Raw genomic sequence first — 23,140 nt, 5'->3', positions numbered from 1 at the left:
GTGCGCGCGTTATCGGTCCACAACGTGACGTTCCTCGGGGCGGATACCGGTGAGCTGCACCAGAATTGGACGGTCCTTGGCCTGCGGCACCTCAGCATCCTCGACACTCAACTCCTCGACCCCGGCTTCGTCCGCCTGATCGGCGCCGAAGGGTACGCGGTCGAGGCGGTCTACCATCTGTTCCGCGCCGGCGCGGACCTGTCCCGGCTGATCGATGCCGCCGCCGCGACGGGTGCGCGGTGCATCTACCTGCTCACCGGCGGCCGAGACGGGCTCACCTGGGAGCAGGCGGCCGAGCGGTTTTGCGGCGCGATCGAGCCGTGCGTGCAAGAGGCCGGGCAGGCCGGCGTCGGCCTGGCCGTCGAAAACGCGTCGAGCCTGTACGCCGACATCCATTTCGCGCACAGCCTGCGTGACACGATCACCCTCGCCGAGCTGGCGGGGCTCGGCATCTGCATCGACCTGTTTCACTGCTGGGCCGAAGCCGATCTCGCGGGCCTGCTGCGGCGGGCGCTGCCCCGCACGCAACTGATCCAGCTGAGCGACTACGTGCTCGGCGACCGCGCCCTACCGGCCCGCGCGGTACCCGGCGACGGTGCCATTCCGGTCGAATCGTTCGTGGCCCAGGCGTTGGCCGGGGGCTACCGGTTCGGTTTCGACCTGGAGTTGCTCGGCCCCCGCATCGACGCGGAGGGCAGGTTGGCAGCGGCCGGGCGGGCGTGCGCGACGGTGCGCGCGATGCTCGACAGGCTCGACGGCTGAGCAGCCGAGAAAGGAAGGGGTGCGGTGGCTTTCGGCGACGGGGCGGACGACGCGGCGCTCGACCGCGCGTGGGACGAATTCTGCGAGCGATTGAAGGCCGCCGGCAAGCAGGCGTTCAAAGACTTCAACGCGACCTCCGGCGTGCAGCGCGCCGACGCGTTTCGCTTCCTCACCCAGAACCTGGGGCAGGCGTTCGATCTGGCCCTGGAAACCCGCGACACCCGCTATCCGGTGCTGCACGCCTTCTGCAACCCGACCCGGAAACTGGGCGGGGACTGCGCCGATTTCACCTACCAGCAGGCCTGGATCGACGGCGAATCGACGTACCGGATCACCGGAACCCGCGGCACCGCGCCCTTTTTCAACATCACCGTGCAGGGGGCGCGCCCGGACGGCCCGCACGTCCTGCACGAGCCGTTCGGCGACGTGCCGGAGGTCAACCTGCTCGGCCACCAGCTCCGAGTCGAGCCGGACGGCACCTTCGAGCTGTATATCGGCGGCCCGGAGCGCGGCCCGAACTGGCTGCCGACCACCGCGCAGTCGCGCAAGCTGTTCATCCGCCAGGGTTTCGACCGCTGGGACGAGCGTCCGGCCCGGATGCGGATCGAGCGCGTCGACATGACCTCGCCGAAGCCGCTGCCCACACCCGCCACCATGGTCGCGGCCATGCGCTGGGCGGGTGATTTCGTCACCGGGCTGATGAGCGACTGGCCCGAGTTCCCGTTCACCCACGGCGGCGTCGACGGTGAACATCCGAACCGGTTCCCTCGCCCGGACGCGTCCGACGCGGACGCCAAGCGCGGCCGCGCCGCCGCCAACATGTACTGGGAACTGGGCCCCGACGACGCCCTCATCGTCGAGTTCGACGCCCACGAGGGATTGTGGATGATCACGAACATGGGGGCCTACTTCACCAGCATGGACTTCCTCTACCGGCCGGTCAGCTACACCCCGAGCCGCGCATCGGTCGACGACGACGGCAAGGTCAGACTGATTCTGGCCCACCGGGACCCGGGCCTGCACAACTGGATCGACACCCAGGGATTCGAGCGTGGGAACCTCACCTACCGGCACATGCTCGCGGGTCAGCCCGCGACGCTGACGACCCGGCTCGTCAAACATGCCGACCTCGCGCGCGCGTTACCGCCGGAAACCGCGCGTGTCACCGGCGCCGAACGAACCGCGTTGATGTGGGAGCGCTTCAACGGGATCCGTAACCGATTTCCCCTCTGACGCGCCCTCGCACGCGCGTGTCTTTCCGGCTATCCGGGCTCCTGCGCAACTAGGCTGGCTGCGATCACGAGGAGGGGCAGCGACGTATCGGCATGGGCCAGGGCGCGTTAACGGCGGACACTGAACCGGGCGGGAAGAACCCCGCACCGGCGCGTTCTGCTCGTCGGCCGCGATGGGTCGCCCCGGTGCGCCGCGCCGGCCGGATCGCGATCTGGGATCAACCCGAACGGCGCAGCGGCATTCCGGCGTTGGACGGGCTTCGCGCGATCGCGGTCACGCTGGTGCTCGTCGGGCACGGCGGCATCCCCGGTGTCGCGGGCGGGTTCATCGGCGTCGACATCTTCTTCGTCCTCAGCGGCTTCCTGATCACCTCGCTGCTGCTCGACGAGCTCCAGCGCACCGGCCGAATTGAGCTGACCGGCTTCTGGATTCGGCGGGCACGACGGCTGCTGCCTGCCTTGGTGCTGATGGTGCTCACCGTGGGCGCGGCCCGCGAGCTCCTGCCGAGCCAGTCGCTCACCGGATTACGCGACGACGCGATCGCCGCGTTCCTGTGGGTCGCGAATTGGCGGTTCGTGGCCCAGAACACCGACTACTTCACCCAGGGCGCCCCGCCGTCGCCGCTGCAGCACACCTGGTCGCTCGGGGTGGAGGAGCAGTACTACTTCATCTGGCCGGTCCTGCTCATCGCGGTGACCCTGCTGTTGGCCGCGCGCGCCCGGCGGTACTTTCGGCGGGCCACCGTCGGCGGGGTGCGGTTCGCCACCTTCCTGATCGCCACCACCGGCGCGCTGGCCTCCGCGGCCCTCGCCATCGTCCTGGCCTCCGATTCGACGAGGGACCGAATCTATTTCGGCACCGACACCCGTGCGGAGGCGTTGCTCACCGGCGCCGCCGCGGCGGCACTGCTGGTGCGGGATTGGCCGTCGATGAACCGCGGCTGGTGCCTGATCCGCAGCCGGTGGGGACGGCGGGTCGCCCGCTTCTTGCCGCTGCTCGGCGTGGCCGGGCTGGCGGCGGCGACCCACTTCGCGTCGGGCCGCGCCGGTGAGTTTCGCCACGGTCTGCTGATCGGGGTCGCGGTCGCGTCCGTCCTCGTGGTCGCCCCGGTGGCGATGGAGCAGCGCGGCGCCATCGCCCGCATCCTGGCCCTGCGTCCCCTGGTGTGGCTGGGCGCCATCTCCTACGGCGTGTACCTGTGGCACTGGCCAATCTTCCTGGCCCTCAACGGTGAACGCACCGGATGGTCCGGCCTGCCGCTGTTCGGCGCGCGGTGCGCCGCCACGGTGGTGGTCGCCGCGGCGTCGTGGTGGCTGATCGAACAACCGATCCGCCGGTGGCGGCCGGCGCGGGTGCCGCTGTTGCCGCTCGCGGCGGCGACCGTGGCCAGCGCCGCCGCGGTGACGCTGTTGGTGGTCCCGGTGGGCACCGGGCCCGGCCTGCGCGAGGGCCTGCCCCCGGGGGTCTCGGCGGTGGCCGCGGTCTCGCCGTCCCCGCCGGGCGGTGGCCGCCCCGCGCCCCGCGATCCCCACCGGCCCTTCACCGTTTCGGTGTTCGGCGACTCGATCGGGTGGACCTGGATGCACTACCTGCCGCCGACACCCGGCTTCGCGTTCCTCGACCACACCGTCATCGGCTGCAGCCTGGTGCGCGGCACGCCGTATCGGTACATCGGCCAAACCCTTGAGCAGCGGCCCGAATGCGACGGCTGGCCCATCAGGTGGTCGGCGCAGCTCGGCCAGGATCAGCCCGACGTCGCGCTCTTGATCATCGGCCGGTGGGAGACGGTCGATCGGGTCAACGAGGGGCAATGGACGCATATCGGCGATCCGACCTTCGACGCCTACCTCAACGGTGAGTTGCAGCGAGCGCTGAACATCCTGAGTGCCAACGGTGTTCGTGTGGTGGTGGCGACCGTGCCCTACAGCCGGGGCGGTGAGAAGCCGGACGGCCGGCTGTATCCGGAGGACCAGCCCGACCGGGTCAACCTCTGGAATGCCATGCTGCGCAAGACGATCGCCCAGCACACCGGCGTCCAAATCCTCGACCTCAACAAAAAGCTGTGCCCGGACGGCGTTTACACGACCAAGGTCGACGGCATCAAGGTGCGCAGCGACGGCGTCCATCTCACCCCCGAAGGGGTGAAATGGCTGACGCCCTGGTTAGAGGAATCCCTGCGCTAGGCCCTTAATCGCCGGTGCGGCAGCTGATTTCCATGCTGTCGCTTTCCCGGACCAGGAAGTTGAAGCTGACGTAGCCGTTGTCCGGGTCCCGCACCCGGTCGAGGTAGGGCTGGGTGTCCGCGGCGCTGGCGTTGTCGGCGACGATCAGCGCGCCGGTGGACAGGCGCGGTTCGAGTAGCTCGATCACCGGGAGGTAGAGGTCCTTCCACCCGTCCAGCAGGACGAAATCGACCGAACTGTCGAGCTTGTCCAGCGTGGTCAGCGCGTCTCCCTCGAGAATGGTGATCACGTCGTCCAGGCCGGTCTCGGCGAAGGTCTGCTTGGCGGCGGCGATCTTGCTGGCGCTGAGCTCGGTGGTCACCACCCGGCCGGTGCCGTTGTCGCGTACCGCCGCGGCCAGGTGAACCGCGGAGATTCCGAAGGACATGCCGAACTCGACGACCGTGGCCGGCCGGGTCGCCCGCACCAGCGCGTAGAGCAGGCGGCCGGATTCCGGTGTGACCGGGATGTAAAACTCGCTCATCGCGTCGGCGCGCTCCTGCGCGCTCATCGGCCGGTCGAAATCGCCGACCCTTTCCCGCAACCGCGACATTTGATTTTTCGTTTCGGTGTACATCCGGTCGAGCACCGTCGCGACCTTGGGCGCCTGCAAAGTATTAGCCATGGTTTCGAGCGTAGTCGCGACGGTCGATGGGTCTTGGGTTAACAGAAACCAACGTGATGGTTGCGTAAAGTAATTTGACGCCCATTGGGTCGCGGTGCAAGATGGACGGGCAAGCACCTCGGTAGGTGAGGCGTCTGCACGGATACAGGCCACTGACCCCGAACGTCGAGAGACGCCCCGGGTCAGGACAGCTCTTCCCGGACCCAAGGGTTGAGCCCAAGTGGCTTCCGGAACCATCGGATACGCCGTGCAGTGCCGAAGCTCCGACGAGAGGGGTGCGACCGGTGGTTTTCCGCCGGTCATTTCGCCTCTTCCGTTCAGGTGAATGTGACGACACCCGCGTGTGTCCCGGCCGTGAGGAGGTGAGGGCGAGATGAGTCCCGGCGACAGTCCGTATCCCAATTCCGTCTTGTCCCGATCCGGTTCCGGCGTCCTATTCGCCGCCTGATTTCCTCGGGTCCCCTATACCGCTGCGCAGCAAGCGCATTGCGGGCGCCTAGGGCCATGCCAGGAGCCGATCGGACCTCCCGACAGGAGACGATCATGGCTTTTGTTGTTGCACACCGCCTTACCGGTCTGCAGCGGGGACGCGGCCGGTCGATGCTGCGAATCGGCCGACTCTTGGTCGGCAAGCTGCACGCGCGCAGCACGCTGACTCCGCAGGAGCGGGCCAACCTCTACGTGTCGCGGATGCCGATCGCGGTCATCTCGGCCTCGCTGGGCGGGCATCCGCCGGACAACAACCGGCGATGATTCGCTAACCCGACCCCGAACCTGTTCGGAGATAGCGAGGATTCGATGACGTCGATCTCGACCGAGCCCCGCGGCGACCTGAGTACGTCCGAGGCGCCAAGCCAAGCCGTGCTGGATTCGGCGCACGCCGGCGACATCGTCGGCGCGTTCGGTCGCATCAACCGGGACGCCGCACACCCGGCTACCGGTGGCCGCTGGCGGCGGCTGCGGACCCTGATGGTCATCACCGGTCCCGGACTGATCGTGATGGTCGGGGACAACGATGCCGGCGGCGTCGCGACGTACGCGCAGGCGGGGCAGAACTACGGGATGGGGCTGCTGTGGACGCTGGCACTGCTGATCCCCGTGCTGTACGTGAACCAGGAGATGGTGCTGCGGCTGGGCGCGGTCACCCGGGTCGGCCACGCGCGGCTGATCTTCGAGCGGTTCGGCAAGTTCTGGGGCGCCTTCAGCGTCGGTGATCTGCTGATCCTCAACGCGTTGACGATCGTCACCGAATTCATCGGAGTATCACTGGCACTCGGGTTCTTGGGCTGCCCCAAGGCGATCGCGATCCCGGCCGCCGCGGTGTTGCTGTTCGCCGTGGTGGCCGGGGGGTCGTTCCGCCGCTGGGAGGGCCTGATGTTCCTGCTGATCGCGGTGAACGTGCTCATCATTCCGATGGTGTTGATGGCGCATCCCACGCTGAAAGGAACGGCGGGCGGGCTGGTGCCGCAGTTCCCGGGCGGGCTCAACTCCACCGTGCTGCTGCTCGTCGTCGCGATCGTGGGCACCACGGTCGCACCGTGGCAGCTGTTCTTTCAGCAGTCCAATGTGGTGGACAAGCGCATCACGACCCGCTGGATCGCTTATGCCCGAGCCGATCTGATCATCGGGATCGTCGTCGTCATGGTCGGCGCGACGGCCCTGATGGCGGTGACCGCGTTCGGGTTGGCCGGCACCGCCGACGTCGGCGGCTTCACCGACGCAGGTGCGGTGGCCGCCGGCCTGGCCCGGCACCTCGGCGGGACGGTGGGCGCGCTGTTCGCGATCATCCTGCTGGATGCGTCCTTGATCGGCGCCAACGCGATCGGGCTGGCCACCACGTATGCCGTCGGTGACGCGTTGGGCAAGCGGCACTCGCTGCATTGGAAGGTCAGCGAGGCTCCGCTGTTTTATGGCGGGTACGCCGTGTTGCTGGCGGTGTCCGCCGCGGTCGCGTTCAGCCCGGACCACGTCCTGGGCCTGGTGACCCAGGGCGTGCAGGCCCTCGCGGGCGTCCTGCTGCCCTCGGCGACGGTGTTCCTGGTCCTGCTCTGCAACGACCGGGCGGTGCTGGGGCCGTGGGTAAACACGGTGCGGCAGAACATCATCGCGTGGGCCGTCGTGTGGTGTCTGGTGGTCTTGTCGCTTGCGCTGACGGCGACGACCTTCTTCCCGGGCCTGTCCACGGGCACCATCGAGGCCGGTCTCGCGGTCGGTGCGGCGATCGGGATCGTGGGCGGGGCCGTCGCGATCGTCACCGGCCGGCGGCACCGCGACCGGCGGGACGCGGAAGCCGTCGCGGGGACGCTCGGCGGTGGCGTGGATCCCGAAGAGGTGGACGAACTCGACGACGCGCCGCTCCTCACGCGCGCCGAGCGGCGGGCCGTGCGCCGGCAGGACCGGGCGCGTTGGCAGACCCCCAACCTCGCCATGCTGGACCGGCCGGTCATGTCGCCGATCCGGCGGGCCGGGCTGTTGACCCTGCGGGGCTATCTGGTCGTGGCCGTCGTGTTCGTGATCATCAAGATCGTGCAGGCCGGCATAGTCGGGCCGGCCACGTCGCTCTGAATCAACCGTTCGGCAGCAGCACGATTTTGCCGCGGGTGTGCCGCTTTTCGAGTTCCTCGAAGGCGTCGGCGACGTGGTCCAGCGGGTAGGTGCCGGCGACCTCGAAATCGATGGCGCCGGTAGCGATCAGGTCGGCCATCTCGGCGAGCACTTCCGGCGTCGACGCGTCCACACTGCCCTCGGTCTTGGCGCCCACCTCGCCGGCCTTCTGGAACGAGATGATGGTCTCGATCCGATCGGGCGCGACGCCGAGATCCACGGCGAGCTGGACATACTCGGGGCCGAACAGATCGATGAACGCGTCGATCCCGCCGGGCGCCGCCTCTCGCAGCCGGTCGGCCAGGCCGTCCCCGTACTCGACCGGGGTGACGCCGTGGGCGCGCAGCCAGTCGGCGTTGCCCGGCCCGGCGATGCCCAGCACCACCGCCTTGCGCAGGACCAACAGCTGCACGACGAGGCTGCCGACCCCGCCCGCCGCCGCCGAAACGGCGACCGTCTCGCCCGGTTTGGGGTCGACGGCGCGAACGGCGGCGTAGGCCGTCACGCCGACCACATACAGCGAACCCGCTACCTCCCAACTCAATTCGGGAGGCTTGCGAATCAGTTGATCAACCGGGACGGCGGTATGCGTGGCGTGGCTGGAGCGGCGGAAGCTGAACCCCAGGACTTCGTCGCCGACGGAAAACGCCGTCACTCCCGGCCCCACGGCGGTCACCACCCCCGCAAGGTCGCTGCCCTCGCCGGACGGAAAAGTGGCGGGGAACATGTCATGCATCGCACCGCTTCGGATGGCGGCCTCGCCGGGATTGATGCCGGCGGCGCGAACCTCCACCACCACCTCGTCCGGGCCGGGCGACGGCATGTCCACGTCCGCCACGTAGAGGACGTCGCGGTCCCCATAACGGTCGAACCGTACGGCTCGCGCCGTTCCTGCCGTCATCTTTCCCCCTCACGCCGCGAACAGGCCTCGCCCCGCCAGCATAGGCGCGTGGCCTGCTCTTGTTCCCTCCTGCATTTCGCAGTAGCGTCAGGCGCCGCGGATTGGACAGGGAGGGAACCCCATGGAGCTCGCTCGGATCACCGTCGCCGGCTGGGCGGTCGCCGCGGCAGTCGGCGGCGCCACCACCGGCTGCGGCGACTACCACCACAGTTCGCCCTCCACATCGCTACCGGGCAGTGGCGCGACCGGTTCGAGCGCGGTGACCAGCCCGTCGCCCGGGCAGCAGACCGATTACAGCAACTTGCTGATCAAGGCCAGCGACATCGGTGGCGACTTCACCACTCCCCAGCCGCCGGTGCTCAATCCGAACAACGCCGCGGGCGTCGCGCAACTCTTCGCCAATGCCGACAACAGCCGCCGGATCGGTGACACGATCCTGATCGTCGCCGATCCGAAGGTGGCCGCGGCGGGAGTCGAGAACACCAAGGCCAACTACGCGGGCAAGGTCAGCGGAACGTGGCAGCCGATCGATATCGGCTCCAACGGCGCGATGATCTCCGGCACCGCTCCGGGCAATTCCCAGGCCATCACGGTGCTGCTCTTCAACGAGGGCAAGGCACTCGTCAACCTCGAATTCGACAGCGCGCCCAACGATCCCATCGACCCGGGCGTCGCGACCGATGTCGGCCGCAAGCAGGACGCGGCGGTCAAGAGCGGGTTGCCCAGCTAGCCTGGGCCACTCAGCGCAGGTCCGACACGGACTTGTCGATCAGGGCCGCCGAGAGGTGCGGAATGTCTTTGCCCCCACCGATCTTGGCCTCCTGCACCGCCGCGCGGAAGACCTCCGTCGGCGCCGGCGCACCGCGCAGCGGTTTCTCCGGCTTACGGATTGCTGGCGCTGCTTGTCCGGCAAGGCCCTTGCCACGGTCCGCGAGGGGTCAGGCCACGACCTGGACGGGATCGCCGACGCTCACCTGGTTGAAATACCACGCCGCATTGTCCGGGCTCAGGTTGATGCATCCGTGACTGACGTTGGCGTGGCCCTGCGAGTCAACCGACCACGGGGCCGAGTGCACGTACACCCCGCTGTTGGTGATCCGCACCGCGTACGAAGCGATGATGTCGTATCCCTCGGGCGAACTCAGCGGGATGCCGATGGTCCGCGAGTCCATCCGCACGGTGCGGTCCTTCTCCAGGGCGGTGAAGCTGCCGATCGGCGTCGGACGGGAGGGCTTGCCCATCGACGCCGGCATCGTGCGAAGCACCTCTCCGTTTCGGCTGACGGTGAATGTGTGCTCGGAGATGCTGGCAACACCGAGGAGCGCATCACCGGTTTCAAAGCCCGTCGTAAGCGCCTGCACACCCACCGAGACGTGGGTGTGGGCGGGCCAGTAGTGGTTCGGAACCCACTGCACGACGTTATTTTCGACCCACTCGAAATGCCCCGGCATGCCGCTCGGCGATGTGACACGAATCGACCGTTCGGCCGCGGCGTGATCGGCGACGGGCGCGGTGAACTTCACCACGACCGGGTGCGCTACGCCTACCACCGCGCCGTCGGCCGGCGCAACCGACGCGACTACGGGCACGGGATCGGGAACCGGGACCGCGGCCACGCTGCGGGCGCCGCTCCCCAACACGCCCATGGTCGTGCACGCCACCATAACGAATAGATAACGAACCGCTCGACGCATGGCGCCCACCCTTTGCGATTGTGCAGTCAACACAACGATATTCTACTGGCTGTCTACCCATTACGGTTTTCAGCAAACAATTCCAGCTTCGCCCACTCGTCACAACAGCGATCGGATCACCGGTTGGGTTCGATCCCGTCACGGGGGGCGGTGAGGAGCGGGCATGACAGCAAAGGATCGCTATACGCGCCCGTTGGCGCCTTCGGCGGCGCTGGTACTGGTCGATGTACAGCGCGATTTTCTGGACATGCCGGGCGGAGACACGCCGATGCCGGTCGCGGGCACCTACGCGGCGATCCCGGCAATGGCAAAGCTGGCGACCGCCTTCCGCGAAAGCGGGCTGCCAATCGTGCATGCGATCCGCCTCTACCGGCCGGATGGGTCGAACGTCGACCTAGTGCGGCGGCAATCGATCGAGCAGGGCGCGAGAATCGCAGTACCGGGCAGCTACGGCTCGCAGATCGCCGCCGAACTGTTGCCCAATGTCATTGAGCTGGACCACGAATTGCTGCTGTCCGGCGGTTTCCAACAGATCGGAGCCGCCGAGCACGTGATGTACAAGCCGAGGTGGGGCGCGTTCTACGGCACCGCCCTCGAGCGCCACCTGCGCGAAAGTGACACCGACACATTGGTTTTCGCGGGATGCAACTTCCCAAACTGTCCTCGCACGTCGATCTACGAGGCGTCCGAACGCGACTTCCGGATCGTCCTGGTGTCCGACGCGATCTCGGGCCTCTACGAGAGGGGTGCAGACGAATGCCGCGCCATCGGGGTGGATGTCGTGGGGTTGTCAGAGACACTCGCTTGGCTGGCGCGCGGGTGACGCGTTAGCCTCAGCGGAGGTCGGCGCCCGAACACCGAGCGCGAACACCGAGGAGTGCGGGTGCTTTTCCGTCAGCTGGAGTACTTCGTTGCGGTCGCCCAGGAGCGCCACTTCGCCAGGGCGGCCGAGAAGTGCTACGTGTCGCAACCCGCGCTGTCCGCCGCGATCGGCAAGCTCGAACGCGAGCTCAACGTCACGCTGATCAACCGTGGCCACAGCTTCGAGGGCCTCACGCCCGAGGGTGAGCGATTGGTCGTGTGGGCCAAACGGATTCTCGCCGAACACGACGCGTTCAAGGCCGAGGTGCACGCCGTCCGGTCCGGCATCGCGGGAACACTTCGGCTGGGCACGGTGCCCACCGCCTCGACGACGGCGTCCCTGGTTCTCTCGGCGTTCTGTTCGGCGCATCCGCTGGCGAAAGTGCAGATCCTGTCCCGGCTTGCCGCCACCGAGCTGTACCGGCGCCTGCGCGAGTTCGACTTGGACGCCGCAATAGTGCACTCCGCCACCGACGACGCCCACGATGTGAACCTGGTGCCGCTCTACGAGGAGCACTACGTGCTGCTCTCGACGGCCAGCATGCTGCCCGCCGGGGCGTCGACGCTGACGTGGCCCGAGGCGGCGCAGCTGCCACTGGCGCTGCTCACCGCCGACATGCGTGATCGCCAGATCATCGACGAAGCCTTCGCCGGCCAGGGGATCACCGTTACCCCGCAGGTCGAAACCGACTCCGTCGCTTCGCTATTGGCGCAGGTGGCCACCGGCAACTGGGCCTGCATCGTGCCGCACACCTGGCTGTGGACGTCCCAGCTGGGTACGGAAACCCGGGACATCCGCGCGGTCGAGATGGTCGAGCCGGCGCTCAAGGCCGAGATCGCGCTGGCCACCAACGCTTCCGGGCCGGGCTCACCCGTCGCGCGTGCGCTCATCGCGTCCGCGCAACAGTTGCAGCTGGGCGAGTTCTTCGACGCGCAACTGTTGGGCATCACACGCCGGCGCTGACCACCGCCGGCGAGGTGGCCGCGCTGCTCGGGTTCAGGCTTGCCAGATGCCCGCTTTCCACGCCGGCCGTCGGGTCGAGTTCGCAGTCGATGACCGACGGCCCCCCGCCGGCGATCGCCTCGGCCAGCGCCGCGCGCAGCTCGGTGGGGGTGGTGACGTGATATCCCTTGCCGCCGAACGCCTCTGCGATCAGCTCGTGACGCGCCCGCGCGTTCAGCACGGTCGGCGCGGGATCCGGCCCCGTTGCGGCCGAGCCGGCCGGCGCCTCGTCGCCGCGGTAGACGCCGCCGTTGTTGAGGATGACAACGGTCACCGGCAGCCGGTAGCGGCAGATCGTCTCGACTTCCATGCCGGAAAACCCGAACGCGCTGTCACCCTCGATCGCGACGACGGGGTCGCCGGTCTCCACCGCCGCGGCGATGGCGTATCCCATGCCGATGCCCATCACCCCCCACGTGCCGGTGTCGAGCCGGTGCCGCGGCGCCTCCATGTCGATGACGTTGCGGGCCAGGTCCAGCGCGTTGGCGCCCTCGTTGACCACGTAGACGCCCGGGTTTTCCTGTAGCACAGAGCGAATGGCGCCGAGCGCGTTGTAAAACCGCATGGGATGCGGGTCTTCGGCGAGTCGCTGAACCATCTTGGCCTCATTGCGGGCTTTGCGCTCGGCCAGCTCGTCGACCCATTCGGCGGGCGCGACGACGGGATCCGCGGCCACCGCGTCGCACAGGGCCGACATCACCGAGCCGATGTCACCGGTCAGCGGCGCCTCGATCGGCCGGTTGCTGTCGAATTCCGAAGGCGCGATGTCGATCTGGACGAACTTGGCGTCGCGGGACCATTGCGGCGACTCCCCGTGGCCGAGCAGCCAATTCAGCCGGGCGCCGACCAGCAAGACGGCGTCGGCGCGCGCGATCGCCAGCGAACGCGCGGCCGCCGCCGACTGCGGGTGCGAGTCGGGCAGCAGCCCTTTGGCCATCGACATCGGCAGGAACGGAATCCCGGTGTCCTCCACGAACTTCCGGATCGCATCGTCGGCCCGCGCGTATGCGGCGCCCTTGCCGAGGACGATCAGCGGTCGGCGCGCCCGCCTCAGCACTTGCAGCGCGCGATCTACCGACTCCGGTGCCGGCAGCTGCCGCGGAGCCGGGTCGACAACCCGCCACACGGTCGCCGCCGCCGCGGACGCCTCCAGGGTCTGACCCAGGACGTCGGCGGGGATGTCGAGGTAGACGCCGCCCGGCCGACCGGAGACCGCCGTGCGAATCGCGCGCGCCACGCCGCGCCCGATGTCCTCGATCCGGCCGATCCGATAGGCGGCCTTGGTGAAAGGCCTTGCGGCCTCGAGCTGGTCGAGGTCCTGGTAGTCACCGCGCTGCAGGTCCACCATCGCGCGATTGCTGGAACCCGAGATCTGGATCATCGGGAAACAGTTCGTGGTGGCGTTGGCCAGCGCGGGTAGGGCGTTGAGAAATCCCGGACCCGACGTCGTCAGGCACACGCCCGGGCGGCGGGTCAGGAACCCCGCGGCGGCGGCGGCATTGCCGGCCGAGGCCTCCTGTCGGAAGCCGATGTAGCGGATGCCCGACGCCTGGGCGGTGCGGGCGAGGTCGGTGATCGGGATGCCGACGATCCCATAGATGGTGTCGACGTCGTTCGCCTTCAGGGCGTCGACGACGAGGTGAAAGCCGTCGGTCAAACCTGTCATGGTGGCGGCCTCCTGGTGAGCTACCTACGGTCAGTTATCACTGTCGTCCCGGTGCGCGCAGGTGTCCAAGACTAAGCCGCTATGCAGCGATTCACGCCGTCTATCGATAGTCGGCGGTTATCGATAGTGAGCGGATCGGTATTGGACGGACACACCGGTCGCGCGGCATGGTTCGAGCAGGAGCTTTCCCATCTACCGAAAGGGGCTTGGCGATGAAGACAGGCACTCACACCGTCGCCGATCTGGTCGAGGTGGCGGCGAGCCGGCGACCGGACGCACCGGCCCTCGTCGTCACCGCCGGGCGCACCCCGGTCAGCTACCGCGACCTGGTTCGTCTGGTCGACGACCTGGCCGGACAACTGAATCGGGGCGGGCTGTCCGCGGGAGATCGGGTCGCGCTCCGTGCCGGCAGCAACGCCGAGTTCGTCGTCGGGTTGTTGGCGGCGTCGCGTGCCGGGCTGGTCGTGGTTCCGCTGGACCCGGCCCTGCCCGTCGGCGAGCAGCGCACCCGAAGCGAGGCGGTCGGGGCGCGGGCGGTGCTGGTCGACGGCGTCGGCCCCGGCGACGAGGGGGAGCTGGGGCTGCGGCGGTGGCCGATCGCGGTGACCGTCGAGGCCGGCGCGGCGGCGGTGCATCTCGACGCCGCGACGCCGCCGGCGCAAGACGTTTCGACGCCGCAGGGGCTCTCCGAGGACGACGCGATGATCATGTTCACCGGCGGAACCACGGGCATGCCGAAGATGGTGCCCTGGACGCAGGAGAACATCGCCGCATCGGTGCAGGCGATCATCGCCGGCTACGGGCTGGGCCCGCAGGACGCCACGGTCGCGGTCATGCCGCTCTACCACGGTCACGGGCTGATCGCCGCGTTGCTGTCGACGCTGGCGTCCGGGGGCACCGTGCTGCTGCCGGCGCGGGGGCGGTTCTCCGCGCACACGTTCTGGGACGACATCGGCGCCGTCCGGGCCACCTGGTACACCGCCGTCCCGACGATTCACCAGATCCTGTTGGAGCGCAACAAGACCGAACAGCCGAGCAACAAGCCGGCCGCGCTGCGCTTCATCCGCAGCTGCAGCGCCCCGCTCACCGCGGAGACGGCCCAGGCGCTGCAGGAGACGTTTTCGGCGCCGGTGGTGTGCGCCTTCGGCATGACCGAGGCCACCCACCAGGTGGCCTCGACCGGCGCCGGACAGAGCGAAAACCCCGCCGCCACACCGGGTCTCGTCGGCCGGTCCACCGGGCCCGAAATCCGGATCACCGGGCCGGACGGTCGGCCGCAGCCGACGGGGTCCGTCGGGGAGGTCTGGCTGCGCGGCACCACCGTGGTGCGCGGCTACCTCGGCGACCCGGCGATCACCGCCGCGAACTTCACCGACGGATGGCTGCGCACCGGCGACCTGGGATCATTGTCGGCCGCGGGCGATTTGACGATCCGGGGCCGGATCAAGGAGCTCATCAACCGCGGCGGCGAGAAGATTTCGCCGGAGCGCGTCGAGGGCGTCCTGGCCACCCATCCCAACGTCCTCGAGGTGGCCGTCTTCGGTGTGCCGGACAAGATGTACGGGGAGACGGTGGCCGCGGTGATCGTGCCCCGGGAATCGCCCGCGCCGACATCCGCCGAGCTGGCGGAGTTCTGCCACGAGCGGCTGGCGGTCTTCGAGATTCCCGCCACCGTCGCCGAAGCCGCCGCCCTGCCGCACACCGCGAAGGGCTCGCTGGACCGCCGCGCCGTGGCCGACCAATTCGGCCGCGGGAACTAGACCTGAGGGGCGCTCACGCCGTGGTTTTCACCCGGGCTGCCGCGGACTCGGGCATGGGTTCGTAGCGGGCGAAAGAACGGGTGAACGACGCGGCCCCGTGCGCCAGCGAACGCAGGTCGATCGCGTACCGCGTCAGCTCCACCTGAGGCACCTCGGCCCTGACCAGCGTGCGTTCGTTTCCCGCGGCCTCGGTGCCGAGCACCCGTCCGCGGCGCCCGGACAGGTCGCCCATCACCGCGCCGACGAAATCGTCGGGCACCAGCACCGAGATCTCGTCGATCGGCTCGAGCAGGGTCACCTTGGTCGCCGCCGCAGCCTCGCGCAACGCCAGCGCGCCGGCCGCCTGAAACGCGAAGTCCGAGGAGTCGACGCTGTGCGCCTTGCCGTCGAACAAGGTGACGCGGATGTCGACCACGGGGTAACCCGCGTGGACGCCCTTTTCCATCTGCGCGCGCACCCCCTTCTCCACACTCGGGATGAAGTTGCGCGGCACCGCCCCGCCGACCACCTTGTCGACGAACTCGAACCCGGAGCCCTCGGGCAGCGGTTCCACCTCGATGTCGCACACCGCGTACTGTCCGTGCCCGCCGGACTGCTTGATGTGGCGGCCGTGCCCTTTCGCCTTGCCGCTGAAGGTCTCTCGCAGCGGGACGCGCAGGTCGACCGTGTCCACCGTGACGCCGTAGCGGTTGGCCAGCGCGTCCAGCACGACTCCGGCGTGTGCCTCGCCCATGCACCACAGCACGATCTGGTGCGTTTCCTGGTTCTGTTCGATGCGCAGCGTCGGGTCTTCGGCGGCGAGGCGCCCCAGCCCCACGGACAGTTTGTCCTCGTCGGTCTTGGCGTGCGCCTGAATGGCCACCGGCAGCAGCGGTTCGGGCATCGTCCACGGCCGCAGGACCAGCGGCTCCGACTTGTCCGAGAGGGTGTCGCCGGTCTCGGCGCGGCTCAGCTTGCCGATCGCGCAGATGTCGCCCGCCACCACGGCGGCCGCGGGGCGCTGCTGCTTGCCGAGCGGGAAGGACAGGACCCCGATGCGTTCGTCCTCGTCGTGATCGGGGTGCGAATGCCCGTTCCCATTAGCAGCGCCGAAGAACGACGCAAAATGGCCCGACACATGAACCGTCGTGTCGGGCCTGATGGTCCCGGAGAACACCCGGACCAGGCTCACCCGGCCGACGTAGGGGTCCGACGTCGTCTTCACCACCTCCGCGAGCAAGGGCGCGTCGACATCACAGGCCAGGCTTGCGTGCGTCGCACCGTTCGGCGTGAAGACCTCCGGAAGCGGGTGTTCCATCGGGGACGGGAAGCCGCGGGTGGCGACCTCCAGCAGTTCGAGGGTGCCGACGCCGGTGCCGCTGCAGACCGGGATCACCGGGAAGAACGAACCCCGGGCGACGGCCTTCTCCAGGTCCTCGATGAGCACCGACTCGTCGATCGATTCGCCGCCGAGATAGCGCTCCATCAGGGACTCGTCCTCGGATTCCTCGATGATGCCCTCGATAAGGCTGCCGCGCGCCTCCTCGATCCGGTCGGCGTCGGCGGGGTCGGGCGGCTGCGTGGTGCGTTTGCCGCCCGAATACAGGTAGCGCGTCTGCGACAGCAGGCCGATCAGGCCTTCGCAGGACGGTGAGCCGATCGGCAGGTAAAGCGGTAACACCTTGTCGCCGAAGGCGTTTTGCGCCGCGTCCAGCGCCTCGGAATAGTTTGCCCGGGCGTGGTCGAGCTTGGTGATCACCACGGCGCGTGGCATGCCGACCTGGCTGCACTCCTGCCAGAGCGACTTGGTCGGCTCGTCGACGCCCTCGTTCGCGGCGATCACGAACAGGGCGCAGTCCGCGGCGCGCAACCCGGCGCGCAACTCGCCGACGAAGTCGGCGTACCCGGGCGTGTCGACCAGGTTGATCTTGATGCCGCCGTGCGACAGGGACGCCACGGCGACGCCGACGGAGCGCTGTTGCCGGATCTCGGCGTCGTCGTAGTCGCAGATGGTGCTGCCCTCGGTGACCGATCCCGGCCGGGTCAGCACGCCGGCGGCGACCAGCAGCGCCTCGACCAGGGTGGTCTTGCCGGCGCCGGAGGGCCCGACCAGGACCACGTTGCGAACATCGCCCGGACCGTTCGCCGTGGGAGCGGCCGCCACGCCCAGGGAAGTGTTCGCCTTGTCCGCCATGACTTTCCTCCAGTTCCGCAGCGCCGAGGCGTCCCGCAGCGCGGTGTGGTGCAGACCACAGGACGCCTGTAGGCAACTTTTCCCCCAACTGCCGCCCAACACAAGGCCACCGCCCAGCCACAATTGGGGGCGGGGTTTCCCCTCAGTTGGGTGGCGCCGGCCGTCGGGTCAGGCGTGCCAGCCCGACCAGCGCCGCACCGTGACCGCGATGACCGGGCCGTCCAACGAAACCGATTGATACTGGGGGTATTTGGCGCGCAGCAGCCGCAAGCCGGTGTCCATCGCCGCGCCGTCGCTGTGGATGGAGGCGAGACCGTCGGCGCGGACCCACCACAACCGCGCCCAGTCGTCGGCGTAGTGGTCGACGAGCAGGCTGACCTGTGGGTTGCTTTCGATGTTGGCCAGGCGCCGCAGCCGTCGCGTCGTCTTGGGTTTCGCGTCGACGGCCGTGTAGATCACGTCTTGCCCGCCGACCGCGGACCCGTCGACGGCGAAGACCACCGGCACCAGGTGCGGCGCGCCGTCGGGCGCGGCGGTGGCCAGCCGGGCTATCGGGGACTGTGTGAATCGGGCCTTCGGGTCGAATTCGCCCACTGCCTCAGATTAGGGCCGGCACCGCGTTGGGCCGAATTGCGCGCCTCCTCCTCCGACCGTTCCGGTCGGCATCGTCGCCGCGCTGGGCCGAATTGCGCGCCTCCTCCTCCGGCCGTTCCGGTCGGCATCGTCGCCGCGCTAGGTTAACCGCATGCTGGCCGAGACCCAGATCACCAACCTCCTGTACCGCTACGCCGAATGCATCGACGCCGGTGACCTGGCGGGCGCGGCCACGCTGTTCGAACACGCCCGCATCAGGATCGGCGGCTCGGACGCCGAACCGGACACCGTCGACGCGGCCCGGCTGTTGGGGATCTGGAAATCGCTGATCGTGCTTCATCCGGACGGGACGCCGCGAACCAAGCACGTCACGACCAATCCGATCATCGAGATCGATGAGGGGGCCGGCACCGCGAGTTGCCGCAGCTACTACACGGTGCTGCAGCAGACCGACGAGCTACCCCTGCAGACCATAGTCACCGGCCGCTATCACGACCGATTCGAACGCGTCGACGGCCGGTGGCGGTTTTGCTATCGCGATCTCACGCTCATCGACATGGTCGGCGACGTCAGCCGGCACCTGGCCCACCCCATCGCGCCGGCCCAAGGGGCCTGACCACTGTTGCGAATAGCTATCTGCATTACGGTTATACCCATCGAGTCGTGTTACCCAGACCGGGAGGCTGGGCCAAATTCTGGTTCTTACTGCGTCGCAGGAGGTGACGGTATGAGCAAATGGCACCACCGCTCCGTCTGGTGGTCATGGCTGGTCAGCGTGCTGGCCGTGGTGGGGCTGGGCCTGGCCATGGCCGCGGCGCCGGCGTCCGCGTCGCCGACCCACGACGGGCCCCTCGCGCCGCTGGACCCGTCGGGCATCGTCGGCAGGGTCGGGCCCCAGGTCGTCGACATCAGCACCAAGTTCGGCTACAACAACGCCGTCGGAGCCGGGACCGGCATCGTCATCGATCCGGGCGGCGTGATTCTCACCAACAACCACGTGATCTCGGGGGCCACCGACATCAACGCGTTCGCCGTCGGCAACGGCCAGACCTACGCCGTCGACGTCATCGGCTACGACCGGACCGCGGACGTCGCCGTCCTGCAGCTCCGTGGCGGCGGCGGCCTGCCCGCCGCCAACATCGGCGGCGGTGTCGCGATCGGCGAGCCGGTTGTCGCGCTGGGCAACGCGGGCGGTCAGGGCGGCACGCCGAGCGCGGTGGCCGGTAAGGTCGTCGGGCTCAACCAGAGCGTGTCCGCGACCGACACCCTCACCGGCGCGGAGGAGAACCTGGGTGGGTTGATCCAGGCCGACGCGGCGATCAGGCCGGGTGACTCCGGCGGTCCGATGGTCAACGAGGCCGGCCAGGTGATCGGGATGAACACCGCCGCCACCGACAGCTACAAGATGTCCGGCGGGCAGGGTTTCGCCATCCCGATCGGCACGGCGATGGGGGTCGCCGGACAGATCCGGTCCGGCGCCGCGTCGAACACAGTGCACATCGGGCCGACGGCCTTCCTGGGCCTGGGCGTGACGGACAACGGCGGCAACGGCGCCCGGGTCGAACGCGTCGTCGGCAGCGGTCCCGCGGCGGCGGCCGGAATCTCGGCCGGCGACGTCATCACCGGGTTCGACAACATCCCGATCACCGGGGCCACCTCGATGACGGATGTGCTCGTCCCTCATCATCCCGGCGACACCGTGACCCTGCACTGGCGCGCCAAGGGGGACGGCGATCGCAGCGGACCGGTGACGCTGGCGGACGGGCCTCCCGCCTGAGGCCGCGCGGATAATGACCGCCTCCCGCCGGATTCGCTTGCGGCACATCGGGATTGGTCGCCCGGTTGCGGTCGTGATTCCCGAGTTGCCGTGTCGGGTACACGTGGCATCGTGGAATTGATGAACGACGCAAGAGACGCAGTCGAGCACGATCCCGCGGGGGGCAGTCACGTCGAGGGCGGCGTGGTCGAGCATCCGAACGCCGAAGATTTCGACAATGCTGCCGCGCTGCCCGCCGATCCGACCTGGTTCAAGCACGCGGTCTTCTACGAGGTCCTGGTCCGGGCGTTCTTCGACGCCAACGCCGACGGGTCGGGTGACCTGCGGGGGCTGATGGAGCGCCTCGACTACCTGCAGTGGCTCGGCATCGACTGCATCTGGTTGCCCCCTTTCTACGATTCCCCGCTGCGTGACGGCGGCTACGACATCCGGGACTTCTACAAGGTGCTGCCCGAGTTCGGGACGGTCGACGACTTCGTGGCGCTGCTGGATGCCGCCCACGAGCGGGGCATCCGGGTGATCACCGACCTGGTGATGAATCACACATCGGAGTCCCACCCGTGGTTTCAGGAGTCCCGGCACGACCCCGACGGGCCATACGGCGATTACTACGTGTGGAGCGACACCAGCGACAAGTACACCGACGCCCGCATCATCTTCGTCGACACCGAGGAATCGAACTGGACCTTCGACCCGGTCCGCCGCCAGTTCTACTGGCACCGGTTCTTCTCCCACCAGCCCGACCTGAACTACGAGAACCCGGCCGTTCAGGAGGCGATGATCGACGTCATCCGCTTCTGGCTGGGACTGGGGATCGACGGGTTCCGCCTGGACGCGGTGCCCTACCTGTTCGAACGCGAGGGCACCAACTGCGAGAACCTCCCCGAGACGCACGCGTTCCTCAAGCGGGTCCGCAAGGTCGTCGACGACGAGTTCCCCGGCCGGGTGCTGCTGGCCGAGGCCAACCAGTGGCCGGGTGACGTCGTCGAGTACTTCGGGGACGCCAGCACCGGCGGCGACGAGTGCCACATGGCGTTCCACTTCCCGCTGATGCCGCGCATCTTCATGGCGGTCCGGCGCGAATCGCGGTTCCCGATCTCCGAGATCCTGGCGCAGACGCCGGCGATCCCGGACATGGCCCAATGGGGGATCTTCCTGCGCAACCACGACGAGCTGACGTTGGAGATGGTCACCGACGAAGAGCGGGACTACATGTACGCGGAGTACGCCAAGGACCCGCGGATGAAGGCCAACGTCGGGATCCGCCGGCGGCTCGCACCGCTGCTGGACAACGACCGCAACCAGATCGAGCTGTTCACCGCGCTGCTGATGTCGCTGCCCGGCTCGCCGGTCCTCTACTACGGTGACGAGATCGGCATGGGCGACGTGATCTGGTTGGGGGACCGCGACGGGGTGCGCACGCCGATGCAGTGGACACCGGACCGCAACGCCGGCTTCTCGAAGGCCAACCCGGGGCGGCTGTACCTCCCGCCCAGCCAGGACTCGGTGTACGGGTATCAGGCGGTCAACGTGGAGGCGCAACGCGACACCTCGACGTCGCTGCTCAACTTCACCCGGGTGATGCTGGCGGTGCGAGGGCGGCACAAGGCTTTTGCGATCGGAAGATTCGAGGAACTGGGCGGGTCGAACCCGTCGGTCCTGGCGTTCGTGCGCCACGCGGCGGACGACGGGGACACCGTGCTGTGCGTGAACAACCTGTCCCGGTTCCCCCAGCCGATCGAACTGAACCTCCAGCAATGGAGCGGCTGCACACCAGTGGAGCTGACGGGTCATGTGGAGTTTCCGCGCATCGGTCACCTGCCCTACCTGCTGACACTGCCGGGACACGGGTTCTACTGGTTCCAGTTGACCGGATGTGAGGAGAACGCATGACGACTCAGCCAGTCAAGCTGCCCTGGTCTGAGTGGCTTCCGCAGCAACGGTGGTACGCCGGACGCAACCGCGAGCTGTCGAGCGCCGAGCCCGGCGTCGTCGTGCCGCTGCGCGAGGACCTCGACCTGGTCCTCGTCGACGCCCGGTACACCGACGGCTCCTCGGAGCGTTACCAGGTGATCGTCCGTTGGGACTCCGCGCCGGTGTCCGAGTACAGCACCGTCGCCACCATCGGCGCCGCTGACGACCGCACCGGTTTCGATGCGCTGTACGACGGCGACGCGCCGCGGTTTCTGCTCTCGCTCATCGACGCGGCCGCCGTGCGCGGCTCGTCCGGTGACCAGGTGGCGTTCACCAAAGAGCCCGACGCCGAGCTGCCGCTGGAGGCGTTGCCGCACGTCTCCGACGCCGAGCAGAGCAATACCAGCGTGATCTTCGATCGAGACGCCATGTTCAAGGTCTTTCGGCGGGTCAGCAGCGGCATCAACCCCGACATCGAGCTCAACCGGGTGCTCGCCCGCGCCGGCAACCCGCACGTGGCGCGGTTGCTCGGCACCTACGAGATGGTCCCGCCGGACGGTGACCCGCGGCCCCTGGGCATGGTGACCGAATTCGCGTCGAACGCCGCCGAGGGCTGGGCCATGGCCACCGCCAGCGTGCGCGACCTGTTCGCGGAGGGCGACCTGTACGCCTACGAGGTCGGCGGTGACTTCGCCGCCGAATCCAACCGGCTGGGCGAAGCCGTGGCGTCCGTGCACGCCACCCTGGCCGAGTGCCTCGGCACGGCCGACGCCACGTTCCCGGTCGACACCGTGCTGGCGCGGCTGTCGTCAACCGTCGCGAAGGTGCCCGAACTCGAGGAATACGCCGCGACGATCGAGGAGCGATTCCAAAAGCTCGCGGGCGAGACGATCACCATCCAGCGGGTGCACGGCGACCTGCACCTGGGGCAGGTGCTGCGCACACCGGAGAGCTGGCTGCTGATCGACTTCGAAGGCGAACCGGGACAGCCGCTCGACGAGCGGCGCGCGCCGGATTCGCCGTTGCGCGACGTGGCCGGGGTGTTGCGGTCGTTCGAGTACGCCGCCTACGGGCCGCTGATCGACCAGGGTGCGGACAAGCAACTGGCCGCGCGCGCCCGCGAATGGGTCGAGCGCAACTGCGCCGCGTTCTGCGACGGCTACGCGGCGGTGTCCGGCACCGACCCGCGCGATTCGGCGCAGCTGCTGGCCGCCTACGAGCTCGACAAGGCGGTGTACGAGGCCGGCTACGAGGCGCGCCACCGCCCGGGCTGGCTGCCGATCCCGCTGCGGTCCATCGCCCGGCTGACCGCGGCGTAGCGCAAACATAGGTATTACCTATGTGCCGCCTG

The 23,140-nt window shown here is 68.6% G+C and carries 19 protein-coding genes, 1 pseudogene and 1 riboswitch; of the genes and pseudogenes, 13 read left to right on the top strand and 7 right to left on the bottom strand.

The window, feature by feature from the left end; all coding sequences use genetic code 11:
• The 3 genes from AC5Y4S_RS16950 (at position 1) to AC5Y4S_RS16940 (ending at position 4,178) form a co-directional block, all read left to right on the top strand.
• The gene (locus AC5Y4S_RS16950) at positions 1-762 is read left to right on the top strand and encodes a sugar phosphate isomerase/epimerase family protein (protein WP_500033835.1); all 762 of its coding nucleotides are present in this window, start codon (positions 1-3) and stop codon (positions 760-762) included.
• 24 nt (positions 763-786) lie between these two features.
• Positions 787-1,995, top strand: a complete 1,209-nt coding sequence (locus AC5Y4S_RS16945; protein ID WP_500033834.1) for a DUF1214 domain-containing protein — start codon at positions 787-789, stop codon at positions 1,993-1,995.
• A gap of 92 nt (positions 1,996-2,087) precedes the next feature.
• Positions 2,088-4,178: an acyltransferase family protein gene (locus AC5Y4S_RS16940; protein WP_500033833.1), complete on the top strand. Its 2,091-nt coding sequence runs from the start codon at positions 2,088-2,090 to the stop codon at positions 4,176-4,178.
• A gap of 4 nt (positions 4,179-4,182) precedes the next feature.
• Here the strand turns inward: AC5Y4S_RS16940 and AC5Y4S_RS16935 are convergent, their stop codons facing one another.
• Complete coding sequence (locus AC5Y4S_RS16935) at positions 4,183-4,842, bottom strand: O-methyltransferase (protein ID WP_500033832.1); 660 nt, start codon at positions 4,840-4,842, stop codon at positions 4,183-4,185.
• 110 nt (positions 4,843-4,952) lie between these two features.
• Positions 4,953-5,124: riboswitch (M-box (ykoK) riboswitch) on the top strand.
• A gap of 261 nt (positions 5,125-5,385) precedes the next feature.
• Here AC5Y4S_RS16935 and AC5Y4S_RS16930 point away from each other — a divergent pair.
• Both AC5Y4S_RS16930 and AC5Y4S_RS16925 read left to right on the top strand, forming a co-directional pair.
• Positions 5,386-5,595: a hypothetical protein gene (locus AC5Y4S_RS16930; protein WP_500034061.1), complete on the top strand. Its 210-nt coding sequence runs from the start codon at positions 5,386-5,388 to the stop codon at positions 5,593-5,595.
• A gap of 45 nt (positions 5,596-5,640) precedes the next feature.
• A complete protein-coding gene (locus AC5Y4S_RS16925; RefSeq protein ID WP_500033831.1) occupies positions 5,641-7,407 on the top strand; it encodes an NRAMP family divalent metal transporter in 1,767 nt (588 codons plus the stop codon).
• A 1-nt stretch (position 7,408) separates the two neighbouring features.
• Here AC5Y4S_RS16925 and AC5Y4S_RS16920 read toward each other — a convergent pair whose 3' ends face one another.
• Positions 7,409-8,347 carry an NADP-dependent oxidoreductase gene (locus tag AC5Y4S_RS16920; protein ID WP_500033830.1) on the bottom strand — a complete coding sequence of 313 codons (939 nt, stop codon included), beginning with the start codon at positions 8,345-8,347 and terminating at the stop codon, positions 7,409-7,411.
• A 121-nt stretch (positions 8,348-8,468) separates the two neighbouring features.
• Between AC5Y4S_RS16920 and AC5Y4S_RS16915 the strand changes: the two genes are divergently transcribed.
• Positions 8,469-9,077, top strand: a complete 609-nt coding sequence (locus tag AC5Y4S_RS16915) for a hypothetical protein (protein WP_500033829.1) — start codon at positions 8,469-8,471, stop codon at positions 9,075-9,077.
• Positions 9,078-9,087: 10 nt separating this feature from the next.
• Here AC5Y4S_RS16915 and AC5Y4S_RS16910 read toward each other — a convergent pair.
• Together AC5Y4S_RS16910 and AC5Y4S_RS16905 are read right to left on the bottom strand one after the other, a co-directional pair.
• A pseudogene (locus AC5Y4S_RS16910) lies at positions 9,088-9,293 on the bottom strand (hypothetical protein); the annotation flags it as partial.
• Positions 9,286-10,041, bottom strand: coding sequence for a L,D-transpeptidase (locus AC5Y4S_RS16905; RefSeq protein WP_500033828.1), 756 nt, complete (start codon positions 10,039-10,041; stop codon positions 9,286-9,288). The pseudogene AC5Y4S_RS16910 and the gene AC5Y4S_RS16905, both read right to left, overlap by 8 nt.
• Before the next feature lie 163 nt (positions 10,042-10,204).
• Between AC5Y4S_RS16905 and AC5Y4S_RS16900 the strand changes: the two genes are divergently transcribed.
• Together AC5Y4S_RS16900 and AC5Y4S_RS16895 are read left to right on the top strand one after the other, a co-directional pair.
• A complete protein-coding gene (locus AC5Y4S_RS16900) occupies positions 10,205-10,864 on the top strand; it encodes a cysteine hydrolase family protein (protein WP_500033827.1) in 660 nt (219 codons plus the stop codon).
• A gap of 60 nt (positions 10,865-10,924) precedes the next feature.
• A complete protein-coding gene (locus tag AC5Y4S_RS16895) occupies positions 10,925-11,866 on the top strand; it encodes a LysR family transcriptional regulator (protein ID WP_500033826.1) in 942 nt (313 codons plus the stop codon).
• Here the strand turns inward: AC5Y4S_RS16895 and oxc are convergent.
• A complete protein-coding gene (gene oxc, locus AC5Y4S_RS16890) occupies positions 11,850-13,571 on the bottom strand; it encodes an oxalyl-CoA decarboxylase (protein WP_500033825.1) in 1,722 nt (573 codons plus the stop codon). The two genes, AC5Y4S_RS16895 and oxc, sit on opposite strands and share 17 nt — an antisense overlap.
• 212 nt (positions 13,572-13,783) lie before the next feature.
• Here oxc and AC5Y4S_RS16885 point away from each other — a divergent pair, with 212 nt between their 5' ends.
• Positions 13,784-15,331: a FadD7 family fatty acid--CoA ligase gene (locus AC5Y4S_RS16885; protein WP_500033824.1), complete on the top strand. Its 1,548-nt coding sequence runs from the start codon at positions 13,784-13,786 to the stop codon at positions 15,329-15,331.
• A 13-nt stretch (positions 15,332-15,344) separates the two neighbouring features.
• On the opposite strand, the gene AC5Y4S_RS16880 is transcribed toward AC5Y4S_RS16885, so the two are convergent.
• Together AC5Y4S_RS16880 and AC5Y4S_RS16875 are read right to left on the bottom strand one after the other, a co-directional pair.
• Entirely contained in the window at positions 15,345-17,504 is a 2,160-nt protein-coding gene (locus AC5Y4S_RS16880; RefSeq protein ID WP_500033823.1) for an elongation factor G-like protein EF-G2, read from the bottom strand.
• Between the two features lie 168 nt (positions 17,505-17,672).
• Complete coding sequence (locus AC5Y4S_RS16875; RefSeq protein WP_500033822.1) at positions 17,673-18,098, bottom strand: TIGR03668 family PPOX class F420-dependent oxidoreductase; 426 nt, start codon at positions 18,096-18,098, stop codon at positions 17,673-17,675.
• 151 nt (positions 18,099-18,249) lie between these two features.
• Between AC5Y4S_RS16875 and AC5Y4S_RS16870 the strand changes: the two genes are divergently transcribed.
• From AC5Y4S_RS16870 to AC5Y4S_RS16855, 4 genes are all read left to right on the top strand, one after another.
• The gene (locus AC5Y4S_RS16870) at positions 18,250-18,714 is read left to right on the top strand and encodes a nuclear transport factor 2 family protein (RefSeq protein WP_068113093.1); all 465 of its coding nucleotides are present in this window, start codon (positions 18,250-18,252) and stop codon (positions 18,712-18,714) included.
• Positions 18,715-18,825: 111 nt separating this feature from the next.
• A complete protein-coding gene (locus AC5Y4S_RS16865; protein WP_500033821.1) occupies positions 18,826-19,875 on the top strand; it encodes a S1C family serine protease in 1,050 nt (349 codons plus the stop codon).
• A gap of 120 nt (positions 19,876-19,995) precedes the next feature.
• Entirely contained in the window at positions 19,996-21,768 is a 1,773-nt protein-coding gene (gene treS, locus AC5Y4S_RS16860; RefSeq protein ID WP_085184826.1) for a maltose alpha-D-glucosyltransferase, read from the top strand.
• Positions 21,765-23,108 carry a maltokinase N-terminal cap-like domain-containing protein gene (locus AC5Y4S_RS16855; protein ID WP_500033820.1) on the top strand — a complete coding sequence of 448 codons (1,344 nt, stop codon included), beginning with the start codon at positions 21,765-21,767 and terminating at the stop codon, positions 23,106-23,108. The genes treS and AC5Y4S_RS16855 overlap by 4 nt, the downstream gene beginning before the upstream one ends.
• The last annotated feature ends 32 nt before the right edge of the window (positions 23,109-23,140 follow it).

The sequence above is a fragment of the Mycobacterium sp. NGS64 genome, from assembly GCF_059812245.1.
Note: the sequence above shows the minus strand (reverse complement) of the source record. Positions and strands in the feature narration are given on the sequence as shown.